Source organism: Olivibacter sp. SDN3 (assembly GCF_014334135.1).
GTDB lineage: Bacteria > Bacteroidota > Bacteroidia > Sphingobacteriales > Sphingobacteriaceae > Olivibacter.
Genome location: NZ_CP060497.1, coordinates 3,583,992 through 3,606,574, shown reverse-complemented (window position 1 = coordinate 3,606,574; position 22,583 = coordinate 3,583,992). Strand labels below are relative to the sequence as shown.

Here is a 22,583-nt window from a genome sequence, read left to right as displayed (position 1 = left end):
AGTTGATTGTCGCTCTTTGCTTACCACTCCTGATCTATAGGTAGGATAAACAATTCGGACACATCTACATGATCCGGAGCCTCCAATGCATAGATCATACTGTGTGCGATATCCTCCGGACTTAGGAAAGTCATCTGTTCACGAAGACCTTCCATTCCTTCTTTGTAATTTTTATCTGTTATCTGCTCGTAGAGATTTGTCGCTACCGCCCCCGGTTGAATGCTGGTTACCCGGATGTTATGTTTCTTTCCGATTTCCATGCGCATAATATCAGAGAAAGCTGCGACAAAATGTTTGCTCGCACAATAAACGGCCAAACCCTTGAAAAGTTTACGCCCGGCGATAGACGATAGATTGATGATGTGACCACTATGCTGTGTTATCAATTCCGGTAGCACACTTGCGGTAGTATTTAATATACCTTTAATGTTTACGTCCACCATCGCAGTCCATTCTTCTGTTTTGAAGGTGTCAATATCCGCAGCCGGCATAATACCTGCATTATTGACCAAAATGTCAATCTTTCCGAAATGCTCTTTTAAGGCTTTCACCCCTTTTTCAACACTATCAGGATTAGTCACATCCATTTCGACGGCGAAGGCTTCGCCTCCTTTTGCTGTAATCTCTTCCTCGAGCGTCTTTAGCTTATCGAGTCTTCTTGCCGCTATGCCGACTTTTACACCTTTCGCTGCCAATGCTTTGGCTACACCTTCACCGATTCCACTTGATGCACCGCTGATAAGTGCAACTTTGTCTTTTAAATTCATACGATTTTATTTGTTTGTTATTGAATTTTTACCTTGATTTCTCAGAGAACTTATTTGATACAGTGCATGCTGTCATATCATTTCCTTAAATGATGATACAAAGTTGGTTCATTATTCCCATGTACACTTGTCCCAATCTATGAAGGTATTTGCCCGATCTATGGACAGACGATTAATTATTGGATGTTAGGGTAAGATTGCTTATAAATGAGGTAATATCATTTCATTTATTCATAGTGGTTATCTATATTTTGAGGTATAAATCTAATTTTATGCTTTTAAGAAATATTGCTGTATTTATTTGCTGCTTAGTATTCGGCTACTTTGCGCCCAGGAATCATTAAACTATTCTATACACTTCGATCAGCTCGCTAATCGCTGGGATGAAGCGATGCCTTTGGGCAACGGAATGCTTGGCACCTTGATTTGGGAGAAGGAAGGAAAGCTAAGGTTTTCGCTAGATAGAGCGGATCTGTGGGATGAACGCAAAGCCTTTAACCTCGAGCATCATAACTTTAAATGGGTAAAAAATCGTGTTGATAGTCAGGATTATAAGTCTGTTCAGGAATGGGGTGATATGCCTTATGAGGCTTCTCCTTATCCGACTAAATTGCCGGCAGCTGCGCTGGAGCTTAACGTAGAAAAATGGGGCCAGGTGCTCAGTAATACCTTAGATATAGCGCAGGCTATCAACACGATTGTATTTGATAGTGGCGTGCAGTTGATTACTTATGTACATGCAACGGAGCCTTTTGGTTCTTTTGAGATTCAAGGCGGGGAGCTGACAGAAATATTACCCGAGATAGCACCTCATGCATATGTAAATCTCCCGGATGATGGTGTTGCCAAAAATAGTGTAGATGGACAGAGCCTATCCCGCTTGGGCTATCAACAGGGGGGCGTAAAACGCGAAGGGAATAGTCTATTATACCGTCAGGTTACCTATGAGGGCCGGTATTATGAAGTGTTGATTAAATGGCAAAAGATAGCGGTTGGAAGATGGATCGGATTATGGACTGTGAGCAATAATAAACCAGCAAAATTGCCCGATGTATCATCGGCGTCTTCCGCTAAATCACTGGCTAAACACTTAGCTTGGTGGGAAGATTTTTGGAGTAAATCACACGTTTCTCTACCCGACAAAACATTGGAGAAACAGTATTATTTAGAGATGTACAAACTGGGGGCTACGGCTAGAAAAGGTGCGCCTGCCATCACTTTGCAAGCTATATGGACCGCAGATAATGGTGGATTGCCGCCCTGGAAAGGCGACTTTCACAACGACCTGAACACACAGTTGAGCTACTGGCCGGCTTATACAGGGAATAGGTTGTCGGAGGCAGAAACTTTTACTGATTGGCTCTGGAAAATTCGGAAGGAAAATCTGCGCTACACGAAACAATATTTCCAGGTAGAGGGATTGAATGTGCCGGGCGTGGTTACCCTGCAGGGAGCGCCCATGGGAGGGTGGATTCAGTATTCCCTATCGCCTACGGTGGGTGCCTGGACTGCCCAGCATTTCTATTGGCAGTGGAAGTACAGCATGGATCAAAAGTTTCTGAAAAAAAAGGCTTACCCTTATATTACGCAAGTAGCCACTTATCTACGGAACATAACTGAAATAAAAAATGGGCAACGCTATCTACCATTAAGCTCTAGTCCTGAGTATCATGATAATGCGATAGAGGCTTGGTTTAAAGATTGGACGAATTATGACTTGGCCTTAGCAAAATTTATTTTCAAGGCGGCAGCTGAGCTTAGCTTAGCATCGGGAAGAAAGAATGAAGCCTTGGATTGGGAGCGTGTAGAAAAGGAGCTGCCCGCTTATAGCGCGGATACTACTGGCTTATTGGTTTCTTTGAAAGAACCTATGGAACATTCGCACAGGCACTTTTCACCGTATATGGCCATCTATCCATTGACATTGCTGGATGTGCGGCACCCGGAAGAAGAAAAACTTATCAAAAATTCGCTGAGGCATCTGGAAAAGCTGGGAACAAGAGCCTGGGTAGGCTATTCCTTTAGTTGGATAGCCTGTATGTATGCACGGGCAAAAGAGGCAGATAGCGCAGTACTGAACCTTCAAAAATTTGCAAATAACTTTTGTTCTATTAACTCCTTTCACCTAAATGGCGATCAAAAGGGAGGGCAATATTCAGCATTTACTTACAGGCCGTTTACCTTGGAAGGAAATTTCGCCTTTGCGCAGGGGATTCATGAACTGTTATTACAAAGTAAGGATGGTTATGTTGAAATTTTTCCGGCCGTACCGCAAGCTTGGCAAGATGTATCATTCCGAAACTTACGGGCTGAAGGAGGTTTTTTAATAAGTGCTGAAAAGAAAAAGGGCCGTTACAAAGAAATACGTATCCGGGCTGAAAAAGGCGGAGTAATACGCTTGAAATTACCTACAGAAACCTTTAAAATGGCCGACGAGCCGGGCAAAGAACGCATCAGAAATGAACGAGGTTTTACTACTATTCAGATAAACAGTGACGAAACAATAAAATTAATTGACAACCACCTTTAAGATTTTTTTATTCAACTTTACCTTTGACGCAAAGTGGAGCAAATATCAAGGCTATCGCAGAAATTGGTTTTTAACGTAATCCTCGGCCTTCGATTTCTATTTATTTTGGTTTACGTTTGGGGCTACTTATAAGTTGCTTTTATGAGTAGAATAGAATATTTAGTTTCCACTTTGTCTGAATACGGACAATAAGTGTTCAAATACGTACACTTAATTAAGATAAATTTTTTTAACATATTGAATATGAACGTCTTTTGTCTTTGGCAACTTCATTGCAAATAGTTTCCCATTAGACGATGTCTCTTCTTTTTTAAGAATATTTGAATTTGAATGTGTAAAGCCAATAGACCAAATCGACTCCATGACAAACAAATATCTCAAACCAGCTTGGCGTTTCCTGGTAAAGGATCGTGCTTTCTCACTTCTGAATATCACGGGTCTGGCAATAGCATTTGCGCCAGCCCTTTCATTTTGCTTTGGGTGCAGGGCGAGCGGAGTGTCATAAAATTACACTTTGGAATTGAGCGAAGTAAAAAGTTTATCGTACCTTTTATTTCTGCTTAATTTTTTCCCGATGTATCAACCCGAAATCAAGCAAGGCTTCGATAACAGGTTCCGTATGTTTAGCGTGTTCAGTTATGGCATACGAAACCGTAACAGGCTTGGTATTGTTCACCGTTCTTGTTATCAGCAAATTTTGTTCTAAATCTTGTAATTCTTTCGACAGGACTTTAGGTGTAATTCCCACAACTGTTTCCTGTAGATCCTTAAACCTCATCGTACCAAAAGATAGATTCCTTAGGATACAAATCTTCCATTTACCACCCAATAAATCAATCGTATCTCTCAGTGCCAGCGTTCGTTCTTTTATGTTGTCTTTCTCTTTGCAATCTCTCATACTATAAATATATAGTTACTTTCTTAAAGGTAATGAATAGCAAATATAAAGTAAATATAAAATAGGTTTGTCTCTCAAACAAAAATATAAAATCATGAAAGTAACAGTAATTGCAAACATTTCAGTTAACGGGAAAGTACTATTGTCTGATAATCCCAATCATGACACACCGCAAGAAGCTATGGCATTCTATTTAAAATTTGCAAAACAAACTGGCAACCTTGTAATAGGAAAAAAAACTTATCAACTATTTCAGCAAATTCCCGATGATAATAAAGAAGTTTTTTCCGGGATAGAAATTGTGTTATTATCAACAGAACCACAGACAACGGATAAGCATAAAGTTGTGAGCAAGCCTGAGGAAGCTATTAAGTACCTGTATGAAAAAGGTTTCAAAGAGATTGCAGTAGGTGGCGGCACCAAAACCTATAACTCCTTTATTGAAAAGAATTTAGTGACTGACATTTACTTTAACATCAGTCCGATAATCACCGGAGACGGTGGTGTATTAGCCAATAACATTGATCTAAACACAAAGTTCAGGCTGGCTGACCATATTGTTAACGATGGATTTATTCAACTCTTTTTAACCAGATAGGGTTTCAGTAAATAAGTGCACTATTGGCTGGCTAAAATGTTTGGCGCTGCAGACGATATTGTTTATTACGGTTCTTGGGGAAAATTACCCAAGTTCCTTAAACCGAAGGGTAAATTTATCACCTTAAGAGGTGAGAGACATAATAATTTTACTGGCAATCAAGATTATCTCAAAATTCTGAGAGAGTTACCGGAGTAATTAGCGTTGACTGATAATTTTCTTATATTGGCATTTAACATAAGGTAATATGATCTGAAGCAGGATAGATGCCCTATTACTTGGGGGGGTGGCGTATCTGGGAGGATAAGTATTTGGAGTCTGGCAGCTAAAAAACAACACGATAAAAATGCTAACTAACGATATAAAAACCTACATAGAAAAAAGCGTTCTTTGCTGGCTAGCTACGGTAGATAAGGACGGACAGCCAAATGTATCGCCAAAGGAAATATTTGCTTATAGCGGAGATACCACTTTGCTGATTGCGCATATTGCTTCGCCCGGAACTTTAGCAAACCTAAAAGAGAATCCCAAAGTTTGCGTAAGCTTTGTCGATGTTTTTATTCAAAAAGGTTATAAAATAAAAGGTACCGCTAAAATCCTAAAGAAGAAAGATCCTTCCTTCCTTGAAAAATCTCAGCTACTCAAGGAACGGTTTACCGATAGGTTTCCCATAAGCGCAGTCGTTGAAATAAGCGTTACAGGTGTTGAACCGATCCAGGCACCCAGCTATGTGTTTTTCCCAGACACAACCACCGAAAATGACCAGATCGAGAGCGCGCTGAAAACGTATGGGGTAAGTCAAATGGTTAAAGAAGATTGACGATGTTAAAATCGCCAACCCAAATGCAATGTTGGAAAAGGTACCCAGGAGGCTTGTTCGTATTCTTCGCTACCATGCCAGACGGTGTTCGCCGATGGATTGTATAGGAGTGCCACCCAAGGTGTAATGTAAAACCCTCTGTACTGGTTTTCAGGTTTTCCGAACATGAAGCGGTACCCTCCCCTCAGGCCAATGTTTAATCCCCAAAGGTCTTCCCGATACGCTGCATCCCTGAGCCCGATTCGGTCCTTGCTATACGTGAACTGCACACCGGCATAGAACCCCTTGACGCTGCCGAACAGGTAATCTGTCTTGAAGTCGAAACCAGAGGTGTACACGTAGAAAGCATCATTGCTTTTCAGGAAATCAGGCGACTTGATACCATAAACGCCTATACTGCTCCTGAATCCCGAATAGGTGACCGCTGCGTGCGCAGAATAGCCTTGTAACAGAAAAGCCAATGGATCCGTCTCGATCTCAAAGCGCGGCCGTACGCGCTCTTGTGCTGATCCGTAAAAAGGTATCATCATGAGCATCATGATATAGAGGGAGATACAACCGTACAAAAAAGATATGTTGTTTTTCATCTGTATATAATTTGTTCTTAAAAGGAGCTGAAGCTATCAGATTTTTCATTATTCATTTCACTATGTGGTCTGAAAAATCATGATGGTTTCATAAAAACTAATCTTGATTAGACGGCAGCAAAGGTACCCCCCTATCGGGATACGTAACGTTAACAAAAGATAAAAAAATTATTTCCTGCTCACCCGATTTCTGATCCTGCTGAGCGAAACTGGGGTTACTCCTAGAAATGATGCAATGATATGGTGGGGAACGCTAAGCAACAGGTCACCGTGCTGCCGCTCGAACTCCAGATAGCGCTGCTCGGGTGAATGCATGATATGGGAAGAGAATATGCGCTGAGCATTAATAAATCGCTGCTCGGCAATGACTCGTGTGACGATATTCATTTTTGGAACTTCCTTGTGCAACCAGTCATAACGTTCTTTCGTAATATAAAACAGGGTACAATTTTCTAAAGTTTCCAAAGCCTGATCACTGGGGAACTGCGTGAGGAAGCTTTGATAGCAACTGGCAAAATGGTTTTCCCTGAATAGAAATATCGTTGTTTCTTCGTCCCTTACGTTCATGCAGTAAAGCCGCATGAGCCCCTGTGCTACGAAATAAATTTTTTTCTCTACCTCCCCAATGCTCGTCAACAACTGCTTTGGAGAGACTTGCAACATTTTGAATGCTGATTTGACGACTGACCATTCCTGCTCGTCAAGTGAGATGATGCGATCGAAAGCGCTTTTCATCTGTTCAAACCCTGGGGAAGACATCTCCGCATATGGCTCGCTGGCAATTGGCTTTTTTTTCATTTTTGTTGTTTTAATTAATAGCTTTTTCCCTTTCCCGTAGCACAGAAATATTCACCATCAAAAATAACTTATAGAAGTGAAAAAAATTACTGTTAAAAAATTGCCTACTTATTCACTTTTACACTTGGGTAAATAGTCTGGTAGTTTTTTACTTATATTACACATATTGATCTTCCTTTACGTGAAATTTAAGCATTTATTGTCACAAAAAAACCTTCCAAAAGAAAATAGCCCCTCTTGAGTTTATCTTTGTTTGAAAAGAGTTCTTCCATAAAAAATATAATCCATTAATTCAGCGAGATTCATGAAAAAAATTTTTACTTATCGTATTATCTTATCGACGCTATTGATGTCAGCAGCAGCTTTGACTGGATGTGATAGGCAGTTAAGCGAATTGACGCCCTCAATCAAATTAGAACAAGGTTTGGTTTACCATTTTCCTTTCGATGGAAACAGTACTAATTTGATTAACAATGAGCATTATGAAATTATTAACGACTCTTATTCTGCTGATCGTTTTGGAGAAGCAAATAAGGCCTTAAGTTTGGGATGTAAATGTGGCCCTAGCAAAGGGTTAAGTGGGGTTGATATAGGATTAGGGAAAGAGGAAGGCGCAACTTCTGTTTGGGTGAACTTTAACTCCTTTAATGACAGCGATCATCCACTCTTCTTTAAGGGCGACCAATACAATGAGCTACCCGCCAGTTACTATATTTTTGCAACTATTGACGGAGCCTTTTTTTTCTATCGGGATGATCCGAACAATGATGAAAAAGCTATAATAACAGAAAAGGTGTTCGAACCAAAAAAATGGCATCATATCTTATTTCGATGGTCAGATAGTAAAAAAATAGTAGAAATTTTTGTGGATGGGATCATTGTAGGTTCAGAGGCCTATGCTACCGCGACCCCTAACGATCGGGAAGAACGAACAGATATTGCATATGGCGAGCGTAATGGATATGGCTTTTATTATCAAGGGAAAATGGACGATTTACGGGTATATGACCGATGGTTGAATGATGATGAAGTAGCAGCTCTTGCGCAATAGGTTATGGTGCATGTTCGAGGCATGTTATCTTCATCGAAAAAGCGAAAGAAAAACTGGCTGTAACTAAGCATTCGGTGAGTGAAATTGCCTCAACCATAAAATAAATCTGGCTTAAACCGCTTTGCCAACAGACCGGTAGCTTTACTTACATCTATATCTACTATTAGCACTCCACTTTCCCCATATTTCTGGTTGGCTACGCACGAACCATCGGGTGCTATGACAGCGGTTGCAGCTCCCGGATATTTAGACGCATAGTTAACGCTGGCAAAGTAGATGGTATTCTCCAACGCGCGCATCATCATCGCTTTTTCGTAATATGGATTTTCCTTGTCACCAAACTCCGTAGGTACTACCCCCTCTTCATTACTACCAACAAAATGTGGATGAAAAACTATCTGCGCACCACGTTGGGCGGCCCATCTCACTGATTCGGGATAGCGAAAACCTTCATGACATATGGTAATCCCAAATTTCACCTTGTTCAACTCAAAGATTTGTCGTTTGTTGCCAGCGGTCCATAGATGATCTTCTGTAGGGTCAAGCTGATTCTTCGTTTGATAACCGAGAACATCCCCTTCACCTGATATCACATGAGCCAGGTTAAATACCTCGTCTCCAAGATACCAATCCGTAGGAAGAATAATAGCGATACCATATTTTTTAGCGATGCGACAGGCTTCTTTCAAAGCCAGTTTCAACGCGTCATCTGTACGGTCTGCTTTTGGATAGCCCATGCCGGGATAACCCGGGATGAAAGATTCGGGGAAACAAATAACTTCAGCTTTCTGGCCTGCAGCAGCTCCCGACAAATGATCTAATGAACAAAGGCCCTCATGAATGGACTTTGGAAAAGAGGGCGAAGCTAAGGCTATTCTCATAAATTGAATTTTATGATTTATGATGTACTAATATAGTTAAAGTTTCATGATGATAAAGAAAGATTCTCTCTTGACTGAATATAGATTATCCTCTACTCCCTGAGTAGCGCATCGTATCCTAACCAACACCTAAGCAAATCGCCCTAACATGACAATTTTACCTGGCGCTGTCTAAGCAGGGATCTGCTTTCCCCCGATAAATCCTTGGATACCGCCCGATCAATCCCCGATAAACCCCGATAAAATGGCGCCTAATGTGATTAAGTCAATGTGGGTTTGTTACTTCACGAAAAAGTAAGCGTTGGTATGTTAGCTGCTACGCCTTAAGGTTATTCTATGCGCAGCAGGTACACACGTCGGTGATCAAATCACTACTAGGTTAACTACGAATTTCTCTGCGCATAAACAGCGAATATGTCCACGCAAAACACAAGCAAGTGGCCGCGATCAGCCCGCTGATTTGAGGCCAAACAATCATTAGGCTTTCCTTAAACGGAAGTGGTGCAGGAATCGCCCCCAACGTCTGTTCCATCGTCAATGGACCTAAACTCCTAACAGATGGCATCAACAATGTGGTTACGGCATCAGCATACAGTTGGCCAGGCGACAGCCGCATTACACTATTAATCAGTTCATTGTAATACACAATATCCGCTTCACTTAACATTCTGGGCGACGGCAAGAAGGAACGAATAACGAGATTGACCACGATTGGATAAAAAACGGTAAAGAACAGCCAAATCCCTATCGCTACAAGAGCCGAAGTTGCCGCTTGCCTGAAGCGAACTGAAAGCAGTATCGAAATGCTCAACCAAAGCGAGACATATAATGTACTGATTACTAAAAACCCAAAAATCCTTACTAATTCTTGAACTTCTATCCGCACTCCAGTGGCGAGCATCCCTCCTCCTATCATCAATAAAACCAACGATAAAAACAGCGTGCTAATCAATAGCAAGGAACTAATAAACTTACTCAACAACAAGTTGTCTCTGTAGATTGGTTGCGCCAAGAGACGGGTCAATGTTCCGTTATTCTGTTCTGTATTTATTGCGTCGAACCCTAAACTTATCCCTAACAGGGGAGCTAAAAAGTTTAAAAACACATGAAATGGCGGAATGGAATTATCTGTCGTCGTCAATAGCTTTAAATACACAAATTTTTGATCTGGATCCTGCATATTGGCTACGGCACTTCGCAGATTTGAAAACGATACGTACATTGACGCAACAAATGTTAGTCCAATCAAAACCACTAAAATGAGAAATCGCCAGCTACGGATATGTGCACCGATTTCCTTTCCAATCAAGATCTGTACCGGACTCACTTCACGATTACTTACTGATTTTTGCATATTTCTTTATATTTAAAAACGTCCCACCGAATATTCGTTTTTCTTTGGGATAGTCTGCGGACGATCTGACGTCCCCTCCGTCAAAATACTTTTGATAAATCTCATCCAAACCGTAGGTACGTTTGTGAACTTCCTCGATACCTACACCTCCGCCCACTAGTAATTGAACTAGTTCCGGTGTCACATTAGCGGTCGCAGACACTTCTATTTGTTTATCTTTGATAATCACTTCTGTCACATTGACAACCTGCTTCAGTTGGCCGATAAGCTCTTCGGGATGTATGACCCGCTCTGCTGTTCGAATTTGAGTCTTGTATCCGTCTTGGTCAAAAAGCTTCTTAGATAATGAGTCTATCGTGCCATCAGCAATGAGCTTTCCCTGAACAAATATCCCAACACGGTCACAGACCTGCTGTACATGATGTAGATGATGAGAAGACAACAATACGGTAATACCATGTTGCTTACTCAAGTCTTTTATGAGGTTTAAAAAGTCACGCACACCACTAGGGTCAATCCCGAGCGTAGGTTCGTCCAGAATAATAACTTCCGGTGATTTGATAAGCACCTCGGCCAAGCCCAACCGTTGTTTCATCCCACGAGAGTAAGCCCCCGTCTTTTTATCTTTATCTTGTTCAAGCCCGACATCGACGAGTAGCTGGTTGGCGCTAACTCGTGCATCCTCTTCGTCCAATCCGTTGAGCATACCGACAAATATCAAACTTTCTAAACCACTCATGTAATCGTAAAAACCAACATTATCTGGCAAATAACCAACTTTCCGTTTCACTTCAACCGGATTTTTCGTCGCATCGATTCCACAAACGCGCACGGAGCCGGACGTCGGTTCGGTTAGTCCGAGCATCATGAGTATGGTAGTTGTCTTGCCAGCTCCATTAGGACCAAGAAGCCCAAAAATCTCCCCTTGAGAAACGCGCAAATTTAAATGGTCGACCGCGAGCTGAGCGGAATATACTTTCGTCAATCCCCTTAAGTCTATCACTGAATCGTTCATGTTTACAAATGCTTTTAGTTACACCGCGAATTTGTACGCACTACCGGACAAATCCGATGTTTGAAAATAAAATGACACTAAAAATAAGCGGTAAGTGATCTTATCGTCTGCCGTACTTGCGTATCAAAAGGTAAACTATTGCGACTGCAGCGAGGATAAATAGGATACCAATCCAACCGGATAACATTGATGTTTTTACCAGTATACGGAAGGATATTTCTTCTTGGCTGTTCGCATTTTTTGCGGTAATCTTAGCCATATAGTCTCCAGCTATCGTTTTATCGGGAACTTTCAGCGTAGTCTTTATATCTACAGACTTCCCAGCCTCCAATTGTTCAATAGTTGAGGGCTCGAATGTCGCTTCCCATTTACTTGGCAATTGCGAACTGATACTGATATCGTTCAGCGGAAGAGTGCCCTTATTCTCTACCTTTAATAGAATTTCTTCACTACTCCCCGAAACCACTTCTTCACTCAAGCGACCTGTTGGCGTAGTAAGCGTTAAGGCATAGGAACCTTTAACTACTGCTTCTAAATTCAATGTCAAGGTATCGTTATCCGATTGGGCTATGACCGGAATGGGATACCGTTTGGGTTCGGCCGACTGAGATGCATTAACTTCAATCTGGATGTCCTGTAGTTTTCCCGCTTCCATCTGTACAGACCGCACTTGGCTACCATTAACACGAAACGATATCAACCATCCTGGAGGAAGGTCAGCTTTCAACTCGTACGTTTTTGTTTCTGACGAAGCATTGCGGAGGGTGGACTGATAACGAAAAACCTCATTGCTGGCCGCTTCGATGTTCAGCAAGCTGGCTTTAAAGTTGGATTCTTGATTGCCTTGATTAGCTGCTCCTTGAGCACTAGAACGGCTTGGTACGAATAGTACTGATACTAAAAAAATACTGAACAATAAATGTTCTAACTTGGTAAATACTGATCCTCTAAACATAATCTAAAAAACTAAAATGTTATATAATAGCTTCACAAAATGTCAAATGAATGAACTACCCTTTAGGTTATTTATGTTAGGCTTAACGCGATGCAGTTAAGTCTGTTTTTTCAGAAAAATCCGGTTCTAAACGAATCAAGGATGCATTTTGAAAAAACATGTCGAAATTAAAAAACGAAATAATAATTTTCAATAGAAAATATATTTTTTTGCAAAAGCTCTGTGCAGCCTTTGAAAATAGAACATTTAGTTGCCTAAAAATCAAAACACTACTGGCCGCATCTTTATCAGAACCTCGGTCTTGTTTATAACTAATCACTAGATGGTCTGCGGTCTCTTCCTCAATCTTATAGCTTGACCCGATTGTCTGTAGCGAAACGGGCTCTTTATTATTATCTTTGCTTTGAATAAATGACAAACAGTGGAAGAAACTACAGGATTACTGGACAAGATCAGGCACCATGATAAATTGCTGATTGCGCTGAATGAAAACTGTGCAATTCCGTTGCCGGAGGATGTTATGCGGATCTTACTTAAACCGCACAGACTTTCCTTTTATTATTTTCAGTATATTGATGTAGGTTCGGCTACCTTTAAGGCTGATCTGCAGCAGTTCACTATTTCCGATGGGCAACTGGCCTTCGGTTTTCCCAATCAAATTTTCACTAAATTACCCTACGATAAAAACATGCGTCAATATGCACTTTCCTTTGATGAGCATACGTTGGCGCTGCTCCCCGGTTCATATTCATTTCTTGTCAACCCATTCAATGCCAATTCCATATCGTTTGATCCGGTTTCTCAGCAACGGGTAAAAAATCTCTTTTCCGCGTTGTTTCAGCTGCTTCATGCTTCTGAAAAGCAAAAAAAAGCTGAGGTCATTTTAGCACATCTACATACACTGCTGACTGAATTTAATACCGCCTACTTTGAGCAGTATGAAAGTCAGGAATTTATTTCCAATTCAAAGTTGTCAAAATATATTGCTTTTAAACTTGCTGTGGAAACGAACCTGACCGAGCACCATGACGTGCAGCATATTGCGGAAAAGCTGGCATTAACTTCCAGCACCCTTTATGGTATTGTAAAGGAATTTGCCGGCGTATCTCCTAAAGAATGGATGACAAACCGGCTTATGCTCGAAGCGCAGCGAAAACTGCAATACTCCACAACGTCGGTGAAGGAGTTGGCCTACGAACTGGGCTTTAATGATCCAGGCTATTTTTCCCGTCTCTTCAAAAAAAGCACCGGAAAGAGCGTGGCACGTTATCTGGCGGAGCTACATGATTTGTCCCGTAATTAAGGCGATTTGTCCCAATAGTGTGTTTTCTTATCGATTAATTTTGCTTGGTCAAAACAAATATGGTACTTATGAAGTCAGCATTAGTTACAGGGGCCAACAAGGGAATTGGCTTAGAAGTCGTCAGAGAACTCGCTAAAAAGGGGTTTTTCGTTTATTTAGGCAGTCGTAATCTGGAAAACGGTTTATCGGCATTGGAGAAGCTTAAGTCTGAAGGAATCAGCAATGTGGAAGCGTTCCAACTTGATGTGACCATTCAAGAGTCGGTCGATAGAGCTCGAAATGTAATCGGTGAAAAAACACCAGTACTGGATGTGCTGATCAACAACGCAGGCATTTCCGGAGATTTTGAGCAGTCTGCACTTGAAACCACAGCAGGCGAATATCAAAAGGTATATGATACCAACGTCTTTGGTGCCGTGAGGGTTACACAGGCGTTTATTGATCTGCTTGAAAAATCTCACGAACCCCGGATTGTAAATGTAAGCACTAGTATGGCATCACTTTCACTTGCAGCAGACATCTCAAATAACAATTATCCTAAGAGGTATGTTGTGTACCAATCGTCTAAATCTGCACTCAACATGTACACGGTTAATCTCGCTTTTGAGCTTCGGGACACACCCTTCAAGGTGAATGCAGTTTGTCCTGGATGGACTCAAACCGATTTCACCGGACATCAGGGAACAAGCACCCCTGAAGAAGCGGCGCGACGTATCATTAAATATGCCTTGATTGATCAAGACGGACCAACAGGGAAATTTTTTAGTGAAGAATATTTTCCCGAACCGGCAAACTGTCCTTGGTGATAACACCAAGAATAGCATATAAGCTGACCGAACTCGGCTTAACTTTGGTTCCGATTATTAAATTGCTAAACGAAAACCGCTTTTATTATATCAATTAACCGGCATTAGGCCCTGGACAGTACTTAAACAGGGAGGTTGTTCGTGCCTTATTGCATTTCCACCTCAACCTCCCATTTTTCATACAAATCTTTTAATTTTTTTACCACTGCGGGGTGCTTCTCAGACAAGTTGTTTTTTTCACCTGGATCATTCGCTATATTTACCAAGAATAAGCCATTACCATCCATTTCGTCCGTTTTTGCTTGCCCTGGATTGTGCAGGAGTTTCCATTCCCCCTGTCTCACTGCCCATTGTGGGCGCTCTTTCGTGCCACCACTTTTCCAATAGAATGTGTCATGAGGGGATGGCTCTTTTTCCTGCGCGATAACCTTTACCAGACTTTTTCCGTCAATTTTTCTTTTTGGTAGATGAATATCACAGTATGCTGCCAAAGTCGGAAACCAATCGATATTTGCTGCTAGCTGATCGCGCACCTGATTCCGGTCAATCTTTCCCGGCCAGCTTATAAAGGCCGGAACCCGTACGCCACCCTCAAAAAGGCTAAATTTTGAACCGCGGTAGATACCTGCTGATCCTCCACCTCCAAAGCTGCGCTCTTCTTCTGAAAAGCCCTGATCGGCCTGAAAAACGACGATGGTATTTTCATCCAAGCCTAAGGTTTTCAAATGTTGAAGCAACAAACCAACTTTCTCATCCATAGTTGAAACAAAAGCTGCATATTTATCCCGTGGGGATGGTACTCCTTCGTTCTTATAGAAATCAAGCCATTTCTCTTCTCCTTGCAAAGGATAGTGCGGAACGTTGATAGCAAAATACAGGAAGAACGGTTTTTCCTTATTACGTTCCATGAAAGCAGACGCTTCCTCCACCATCAGATCTGGAAAATATTTTCCGGGCGCATAAATTTCTTCCCCGTTACGCCATAGATCGTGCCTATTCGGCCCATTCCAATAGAAAAAATGCGAATAGTTATCAATACATCCCCCCATAAAACCAAAGGAATAATCGAATCCCTGCGCATTCGGCATTGTCTCGGGGCTATATCCAACATGCCACTTACCGATATGTCCGGTAGCATAGCCCGCATCTTTAAACAGCTCGCCTAAGGTATATTGATTTCCCGGCATGCCGTCCCCGCCCATCTCCGAAGAGGCATTATCTGCCAGGCCCGCCCGCTGCGGAAAACGGCCTGTTAATACCGAAGCACGAGAGGGTGAACATACAGGGGCTGCTGCATAAAACTGAGTAAATCGTACACCACTGTACGCCAGGCTATCCAAGGTTGGCGTATACAGGTCTTTCGCTCCATAAGCTCCTAAATCAGCCCAGCCTTGATCATCTGAATAGATGAGAATAACATTGGGTCTTTTTGTTTCGGGCGTTTGCTGCGCGTTGGCATATAAAACCAAGCAGGCAAACAACATTAAGAAGATGATGCACTTTTTTTTCATTTTAAACAGCATATTTTTTTTGTAAATATACATTAAATGGCATTTCTCGTGACTATGAGGTTAAACAAACCTTAGATGATATTTTAACTAAGCGGGATTCCGCTATGGAAGAGGCCGACCTATTACTGAGAAAGACAAGCTGACGTAGAGAAGAAATGAATATTTTCTATGTAACTTTGTATCGATAAACAGAAATTACAGCCAGTGAAATGATGAATAATCAGGATGAAATGATGTAAATGCAGGCGCGCTTTTAATTCTCTGTTATGCTGAATCCGTACAGCAATGGTGACTACCATTGCCCTCATGGTCAGCTTCACCATGAAGCTTTGATCAATAGGCGTTTCCATTTCGCCCTAAAGGAGCTCTATCCAACCATACATATTCCACAAAATATGTGGTTAGGGCTTCGTAAATTGAACGCTATTCTGATCGTAAGCTCTTGACTGGATTCGTCCGGGCGGCTCGCACAGATTGGAAACCTATTGTAAGTAAAGCAACGGCGACAGCTAGGAACCCGGCTACGGCAAACATCCACCATTGGATATCGATGCGATAGGCAAAGTCTTCGAGCCATGTATTCATCACATACCACGCGATCGGGGTAGCAATGAAGATGGCTATCAGAACCAGTTTGATAAAGTCTTTGGAAAGTAGAGACAGGATGCCCACTACCGAAGATCCCAGCACTTTGCGGATGCCGATCTCTTTTGTACGGTGACGCGCAAAGAGCATGCTCAGCCCTAACAGGCCCATACATGCGATCAGCAGGATCAGAAAGGTTACGTAATTGGTTACCTTTAAGATACCATCGATCAGGACATATTGCTTTTCTACCCGTTCGCTCATCGACTCGTAGCTAAATGCTTTTCTGGAAGGTATTTTACGAAACATACCTTCTAGATCAGACATCACTTTGTTCCGCTGCCGAGGGTCGATGCGAATGCTCAGATAATTATTTGCGCCCAGCTTACCCCCATACCAATGCACCAAAGGTTCGATGGGACGATCCAGACTATTGTAATGAAAGTCTTTCATCACGCCGATAACGGTTGCATTACCGCCTCCACCCTTTTGCTTGATAAGCTTGCCTATTGGATCCGACCAACCAAAGGCTTTCACCGCTGTTTCGTTGAGAAGCACTTTATCCGCTTCGGTTGCCTCCAGGCGATCATCGAAATTTCGACCAGCTACCATAGGGATTTCAAAAGTTTCGGCAAAGCCCGCTCCAACCCAAGCGTGCCGCAGATGCGCTTCTTTAGCAGTTTCTTCCTCTACATAGCCATTAAAATTTTCGTCGTAGCCGGAAGGAATCACTCCTGAAGTAGAAATGCTTTTCACATAGGGGTTCTGCTGAAGCGAATGCAGGATAACATTAAATTGACCCTCGGCTTGCTCAGGATCTTTAAAACTCATAGTGAGATTGGCTACCATCACCTCCTCCGTATTAAAGCCAGGGGCTACACTTTTCATATAACGGATTTGCCTACTGAGGATCAAGGCCATGCATAAAAAGGTAATACCCAACACAAATTGCGTAGCGATGAAAACGTTTCGCATACCCCGTTTTCTCCCCATACCCTTTACAATTTCGCCTTTAATGGCTTCCCTTATCTTGATAGAAGTTAAATAGAGACTGGGTATACCGGCGGCAAGAAATACGACACCTAGGGCCACCGCTGCCAACAGAAAGATCACAGTATAGCTCTGCCCTATTGAGCTCACTTCCCCTAAACGTTCTCCGACTAACTCGTTGAGCATGGAAAGCAATGCCAGTTTGAAAACGACAAAGCCTAAACCAAGAGAAATGATCATGATCAACCCGTTTTCTATGCAGAACTGCATGATAATGTTCTTTTTTGTCGATCCAACAATGCGACGTACAGCAACCTCTTTGGCACGAGTAAATAGCGTAGCCATGTTCAGATTGATCAGGTTAACAACCACAATCAACAGAATAAAAACGGATGCGGCTACTGCACCGATAATGATTTTACGAATGGTAGCCCCTCCTTCGCTCTTCAATTGCGTAAAGGGTACAGTTTTTACCACTTGATTTCGATTTTCCGGTGAGTAATGCTGTTTAACTATTCCAGCTATTTTCTTATCTAATTGCTTCGGATCTGCTCCTTCACGAAGCAATAAGTAATTTTCAGCAAAGCTGTTGTACCAGTTTGCAGCATATTCGAATCCTTCATTGTGACCACGTAAAAATTGTACGGGCAGGAACACTTCAGCACGGAGTGAAGAATTCGATGGAATGTCTACTACACCCGTCACCGTAACGGGAATACTGTCTGACAACAACACTGTTTTCCCTAAAGCTGGCTCATCAGCAAACAACTGACGTTTCACTTTTTGAGAAATAACAACGGAGTTGTTATCCTGCATCGCGTGATCAGGATTTCCTTCTTTCAAATCAAATGAAAAGACCTTGAGAAAATCCGGATCAACAAAGATCGTACTTTCCAACACCTCGTTTTCACCAGCCTTTATGGGAAACCAATCCCAATTCTGCCAGTGCGTAATCGCTTCTATTTCCGGACAGTTATTTTCAATCTCATACAATAAGGGGAATGTGGTCTGTTGATAGCTATTCCCGTCGGACGTAAAGGTCTTTAGATAGTACATCCGTTCTTTATGCCGATGAAACGCGTCTCGTGTTATGTATTGGTTCACAAGCAATGTCAACGTCAGGATACTGGCCATTCCTAACGACAAGCCGACAATATTGATCAGGCTGAAGACCTTATTCTTCCACAGATTTCGCAAGGCAATCTTGAAATAGTTCCTTAACATAATTTAGCGTTTTTTGTTCGGTTTCAAGAACAATGCCATTGCGAATGTTTGGCCTGCATAAACTAATTACGCATTTTTCATTGTTCGCAAGTGTTCGAATACGAACAGCGAGTGTTTGGAAACGGACACCAAATAGCGGTAAAAAGAACGGTACAGGTTTCCGGAACAATGGGTTGAAGGAGGAAAAATGCCCTATTCCTTGGAAGAGGCTTAATATAAAATTATTTTATAGATTTGTTCAACAGATTTTCATACAAAAGAATATAATTCAACTGAATGAACCGACTTTCAAAAAGGCCAAATGTCAAGTTAGCATTTAGGAAGAAAGATAAATTGTTTGAAATTTTTGGTTTGCTTTTTCTATTATCTTACTGGCTGGTGATTTTAGCCACTTACTATACGTTGCCAGACTCCATACCCACCCATTACAACGCTATCGGAGGGGTTGACAACTATGGTGAGAAAAGTAAGTTGTTAAACCTACCAGTGTGGGCGACTATACTTTATTTAATAATAACCGCGTTCTCTAGTGTGCCGCAATATTTTAACTATTTGGAAAAGATTACCTACGAAAATGCTGAAAAAGAATATAGAAAAGCAGTCAATACATTCCGTTTTTTAAAAATATTGGTTGTTGCATGCTATCTGACTATAAGTATATACAGCACACAGCTAACCCAACATGCTAATTATAATTTAATAATAGCAGCACTTCCTTATATTTTGTTAATGCCAACATTTTACTACCTATCTAAAAAATAACTTTATGAGATTATTGCTTAGAGAGCGTTTTTTATATAATTGACAAATGAAGCTGCGCCTAAAATAGCCGCCTGCTCCCCAACCTCCGCTACTTTTATCGGAGTAGAAATATTTCGTTCATGCAGTATGCGTGATACTTTAGGTAAAAAGAGATGATAAGCTTTACTGATATTCCCACCGATGATCACCAGATCTGGTCTTAGCACCGGTAGGTGTATCAAAAGAAAATCGGCCAACCAAAGCGCAAGCTGGTTGATGGCTTTTTGGGCTTTGGAATCCTCATCCACGCGTTCCACCAAAGTTTTAACATCCTGTATCTCCCCTCCCCCTAATGAACGGTAGAATGCCAATATACCACGGGTTGAAATGTAGTCTTCCGCTATTCCTCCCAAAAAAGGAGAGGAACCGAGGTTCAGATCCTTTACCCTGCCCTCTTCGAACAAGGCCGATCCCAGCCCTGTTCCGAGTGTCACACCAAAAACCCTGTTAACATCACTGCCGGGGCCCGCAAGCACTTCACCACGTAAAAAAGCCTCTGCATCATTCACAAACCGGACACAGTTAACCGGGAGTTTCATCCGTTCGGCAAATACCTGTCTGATATCTATGCCATAAAGTGCCTCATATTTGTTCATGCCCTTAATTAATGATATACCTCGTTCGTAATCGAAGGGCCCGGGCATTGACACCGCCAGATAGGTGCATTTGCTGCCCCAGGCCTCCTCTGCCGCGTTCAATGCAGCCACCCAAGCGTCCATAATTACAGAAGCTGAAGCGTGTGCATCAATTCTTCTGCGAACTAAACTGTGCGGCACCACAGATCGTCCTACCGTGTCGACGATAGCGGCAGTTATATGAGAGCCTCCAACGTCGGCGCCAAGAACAGTTTCTTCGATATTTTTCATATTGATATAGCTATGTTTTCTCAAATTTATTAAGGCAGTGGGTCAGCTTGGGCCGGATAGGCCGGGTCATAAATTGCAACACCTACTTTAGAATCGGCACAGCCATAATACAGGAACCATTTTTCCTGGAAATACACCAATCCTTCGATGAACACGGTACCATCAACATATTGCCCGCTCTTTTCAAAGGGTTCCATCGGCCTCAAGAACGGCACATCCAACCGACCAATAACCCTCGTTGGATCATTTACATCAAACAAAACCTGCCCGGCGCTATAAGTGCCTTTATTGAAACGACTATCTCCTTTGTTGGGATTGTTTTTACCATTATATAAAAGTAAAATGCCGTGCTCGGTCAAAACGGCCGGTGGCCCGCATTCCGTTAAATCACTATCAAAATAACCTTCTCTTGGCGATATAAATGCTTTTAACTTGTTATTTTCGTCTATAACGGGCTCCCAATCTATTAGATTATCAGAAGTAGCACCAAATACACCGTCTTCACCCCAATAAATCCAGTATTTGCCGTTAACCTTTGCAATAACCTGCTTGCCGTCTTTTACCGCTGTAACTATGGAGGCAGATTTATGGAATTTATCCACTATCAAATCAGCGTTTTCTGCTTTACGAAAGATCTGCCCATGCTTTTCCCAGCTAACCAGATCCCTCGAAGTAGCCACTCCCAAGCGGGCGATATCCCTATTCCATTGGGTGTAAAATAATACGTACAGGCCTTCTTCAGTTACTGCCACACGGGGGTCTTCCGTTCCTCCGGGCCATTCAAAACTTTTCTGTGCATCATCTGCCGGATAGAAAACCGGTGTTTCTTTACGTGTAAAAGATATACCGTCTTTACTCGCAGCATAGCCTATGCGCGATGTGCGATGTCCGATCTTCACTCCAGACTTATCTTCTGCCCGGTACAGCACAACTATCTCACCGTCTTTCACTGCGGCGGCGGGGTTAAACGTATCATTGGACTCCCATGCCACTTTCTTTCCGCTCATCGGATCTTGAAATAGGGTGTTTTCCCTTGGGGAAATCACGGGGTTTACACCGTCAGGCCGAACGAAGCCACCAAAAGCCCAATCTGGAAGTTTATTCACTTCCTGCTGGGCCTGCACCGGAACTATTCCGGTGATAAGTCCTACTATCACGAGTACCTTTCGCAAAAAACGCCTATTCATATGCTAAAAATATTTTAAATGGTTTTATAATTTTCACTAACTGTTATTATTAATATCCTGCATGCTGACTATTCATTCCACTGGATAAGTCAATCTCGTGCTGTGGCACTGGATATAGGTAATACGCGCTAAATATTAAAACTATCAAAATAATTGCTATTTAAGCTAAAATATTTTTTTTTACTGCAAAGTTTCCACTTTACTTAATACATCTTGCCATTATTCATTAAACACGACTGGCAAACTCAAAAAAATTCCGCCACTTTCCATCGAGTATCTTATAGAGAAACTGAAGTTGTTTTGAAAGTATCGCCTTTATGGGTATAGGGATGCGAATGTACCATGATGCTATTCCAGTCGCCACGAACACGTCTTCACTGCCAGTGAAAAGATAAAACAAAAACTAAGTAACAGACTTATCACCAAAATATACTAAAATAGAGCGTTGAAAGAAAGGGGCCAATTCGTATTATAATCAGTCAGATAGCACTACTTTTGGGAGATATACGTACCTTTAGGATGGAAAGCGGATTTTTGGCTGTATTTCAATTTAATATTCCTATAACTTTAGACTTCATAACAATGGCTAAAACAGATTTCAAAACTATTGACGAGTATCACAATGCTTTCCCTATGGAAGTGCAGGAAAGAATGCAGAAAATCCGTAAGGTAATCAGAGAGGTTGTTCCCGAAGCAGAAGAGGTAATTAGCTACCAGATTCCGGCTTTCAAATATAAAAAGGGCTATCTAATTTATTATTCGGCTTATACAAAACACATCTCACTTTCAAGTCCGTGGAGCGAAGCCTTGCTAAAAGAATTTGAGCCCGAACTGAAAAAGTTGAAAGTTACTAAATCTGCTATTCAGCTTCCAAGTAGGGATGAATTACCATTAGACTTGATAAAAAGAATTGTGGCATTTAGAAAGAAAGAAAGTGACCAAGTAAAATAAAAACCATCACCATTTCTGACAAAATTAGGCAACTCGATGAGCAATTACTTTCATTGGGGTGGTTCGACCGCTTTTTCCTGTAAATTCAATATCTTTGTTGAAGAG

Annotated in this window: 20 protein-coding genes; 8 read left to right on the top strand and 12 right to left on the bottom strand. The window is 41.8% G+C overall.

The features are described from left to right. Positions 1-20 precede the first annotated feature (20 nt). Positions 21-767: an SDR family oxidoreductase gene (locus H8S90_RS14975; RefSeq protein ID WP_187338669.1), complete on the bottom strand. Its 747-nt coding sequence runs from the start codon at positions 765-767 to the stop codon at positions 21-23. A 301-nt stretch (positions 768-1,068) separates the two neighbouring features. Here H8S90_RS14975 and H8S90_RS14970 point away from each other — a divergent pair, with 301 nt between their 5' ends. Continuing rightward, positions 1,069-3,297: a glycoside hydrolase family 95-like protein gene (locus tag H8S90_RS14970; RefSeq protein WP_255501617.1), complete on the top strand. Its 2,229-nt coding sequence runs from the start codon at positions 1,069-1,071 to the stop codon at positions 3,295-3,297. A 550-nt stretch (positions 3,298-3,847) separates the two neighbouring features. On the opposite strand, the gene H8S90_RS14965 is transcribed toward H8S90_RS14970, so the two are convergent. Further along, entirely contained in the window at positions 3,848-4,195 is a 348-nt protein-coding gene (locus H8S90_RS14965) for a helix-turn-helix domain-containing protein (protein WP_187338668.1), read from the bottom strand. A 94-nt stretch (positions 4,196-4,289) separates the two neighbouring features. On the opposite strand from H8S90_RS14965, the gene H8S90_RS14960 reads away from it, so the two are divergent. Further along, complete coding sequence (locus H8S90_RS14960; protein WP_187338667.1) at positions 4,290-4,793, top strand: dihydrofolate reductase family protein; 504 nt, start codon at positions 4,290-4,292, stop codon at positions 4,791-4,793. Positions 4,794-5,139: 346 nt separating this feature from the next. Then, positions 5,140-5,613, top strand: a complete 474-nt coding sequence (locus H8S90_RS14955; protein WP_187338666.1) for a pyridoxamine 5'-phosphate oxidase family protein — start codon at positions 5,140-5,142, stop codon at positions 5,611-5,613. A 5-nt stretch (positions 5,614-5,618) separates the two neighbouring features. Here the strand turns inward: H8S90_RS14955 and H8S90_RS14950 are convergent, their stop codons facing one another. Further along, entirely contained in the window at positions 5,619-6,200 is a 582-nt protein-coding gene (locus H8S90_RS14950) for a hypothetical protein (protein WP_187338665.1), read from the bottom strand. A 168-nt stretch (positions 6,201-6,368) separates the two neighbouring features. Beyond that, positions 6,369-6,935, bottom strand: a complete 567-nt coding sequence (locus H8S90_RS14945; RefSeq protein ID WP_187338664.1) for a Crp/Fnr family transcriptional regulator — start codon at positions 6,933-6,935, stop codon at positions 6,369-6,371. Between the two features lie 367 nt (positions 6,936-7,302). Between H8S90_RS14945 and H8S90_RS14940 the strand changes: the two genes are divergently transcribed. Beyond that, the gene (locus tag H8S90_RS14940) at positions 7,303-8,049 is read left to right on the top strand and encodes a LamG domain-containing protein (protein WP_187338663.1); all 747 of its coding nucleotides are present in this window, start codon (positions 7,303-7,305) and stop codon (positions 8,047-8,049) included. Positions 8,050-8,138: 89 nt separating this feature from the next. Here H8S90_RS14940 and H8S90_RS14935 read toward each other — a convergent pair whose 3' ends face one another. The 4 genes from H8S90_RS14935 to H8S90_RS14920 form a co-directional block, all read right to left on the bottom strand. Beyond that, positions 8,139-8,930 carry a carbon-nitrogen hydrolase family protein gene (locus tag H8S90_RS14935; protein WP_187338662.1) on the bottom strand — a complete coding sequence of 264 codons (792 nt, stop codon included), beginning with the start codon at positions 8,928-8,930 and terminating at the stop codon, positions 8,139-8,141. A 379-nt stretch (positions 8,931-9,309) separates the two neighbouring features. Next, positions 9,310-10,284: an ABC transporter permease gene (locus H8S90_RS14930; protein ID WP_187338661.1), complete on the bottom strand. Its 975-nt coding sequence runs from the start codon at positions 10,282-10,284 to the stop codon at positions 9,310-9,312. Next, complete coding sequence (locus H8S90_RS14925) at positions 10,265-11,299, bottom strand: ABC transporter ATP-binding protein (RefSeq protein ID WP_187338660.1); 1,035 nt, start codon at positions 11,297-11,299, stop codon at positions 10,265-10,267. Before H8S90_RS14925 ends, H8S90_RS14930 begins: the two co-directional genes overlap by 20 nt. 100 nt (positions 11,300-11,399) lie before the next feature. Beyond that, complete coding sequence (locus tag H8S90_RS14920; RefSeq protein ID WP_187338659.1) at positions 11,400-12,254, bottom strand: NEW3 domain-containing protein; 855 nt, start codon at positions 12,252-12,254, stop codon at positions 11,400-11,402. Between the two features lie 421 nt (positions 12,255-12,675). Between H8S90_RS14920 and H8S90_RS14915 the strand changes: the two genes are divergently transcribed. After that, positions 12,676-13,557, top strand: a complete 882-nt coding sequence (locus tag H8S90_RS14915) for an AraC family transcriptional regulator (protein WP_187338658.1) — start codon at positions 12,676-12,678, stop codon at positions 13,555-13,557. Between the two features lie 68 nt (positions 13,558-13,625). Next, on the top strand, positions 13,626-14,363 hold the full coding sequence (locus H8S90_RS14910; protein ID WP_187338657.1) for an SDR family oxidoreductase: 738 nt from the start codon (positions 13,626-13,628) through the stop codon (positions 14,361-14,363). Between the two features lie 146 nt (positions 14,364-14,509). On the opposite strand, the gene H8S90_RS14905 is transcribed toward H8S90_RS14910, so the two are convergent. Together H8S90_RS14905 and H8S90_RS14900 are read right to left on the bottom strand one after the other, a co-directional pair. Beyond that, entirely contained in the window at positions 14,510-15,874 is a 1,365-nt protein-coding gene (locus H8S90_RS14905; protein ID WP_222852103.1) for a sulfatase, read from the bottom strand. A 423-nt stretch (positions 15,875-16,297) separates the two neighbouring features. Next, positions 16,298-18,673 carry an ABC transporter permease gene (locus tag H8S90_RS14900; protein WP_187338656.1) on the bottom strand — a complete coding sequence of 792 codons (2,376 nt, stop codon included), beginning with the start codon at positions 18,671-18,673 and terminating at the stop codon, positions 16,298-16,300. A 276-nt stretch (positions 18,674-18,949) separates the two neighbouring features. Between H8S90_RS14900 and H8S90_RS14895 the strand changes: the two genes are divergently transcribed. Continuing rightward, entirely contained in the window at positions 18,950-19,435 is a 486-nt protein-coding gene (locus tag H8S90_RS14895; protein WP_187338655.1) for a DUF1648 domain-containing protein, read from the top strand. A gap of 17 nt (positions 19,436-19,452) precedes the next feature. On the opposite strand, the gene H8S90_RS14890 is transcribed toward H8S90_RS14895, so the two are convergent. Together H8S90_RS14890 and H8S90_RS14885 are read right to left on the bottom strand one after the other, a co-directional pair. Further along, the gene (locus H8S90_RS14890; protein WP_187338654.1) at positions 19,453-20,340 is read right to left on the bottom strand and encodes an ROK family protein; all 888 of its coding nucleotides are present in this window, start codon (positions 20,338-20,340) and stop codon (positions 19,453-19,455) included. A gap of 29 nt (positions 20,341-20,369) precedes the next feature. Continuing rightward, a complete protein-coding gene (locus H8S90_RS14885; protein WP_187338653.1) occupies positions 20,370-21,527 on the bottom strand; it encodes a glycoside hydrolase family 130 protein in 1,158 nt (385 codons plus the stop codon). Between the two features lie 582 nt (positions 21,528-22,109). On the opposite strand from H8S90_RS14885, the gene H8S90_RS14880 reads away from it, so the two are divergent. Beyond that, positions 22,110-22,478, top strand: a complete 369-nt coding sequence (locus H8S90_RS14880; RefSeq protein WP_187338652.1) for an iron chaperone — start codon at positions 22,110-22,112, stop codon at positions 22,476-22,478. The last annotated feature ends 105 nt before the right edge of the window (positions 22,479-22,583 follow it).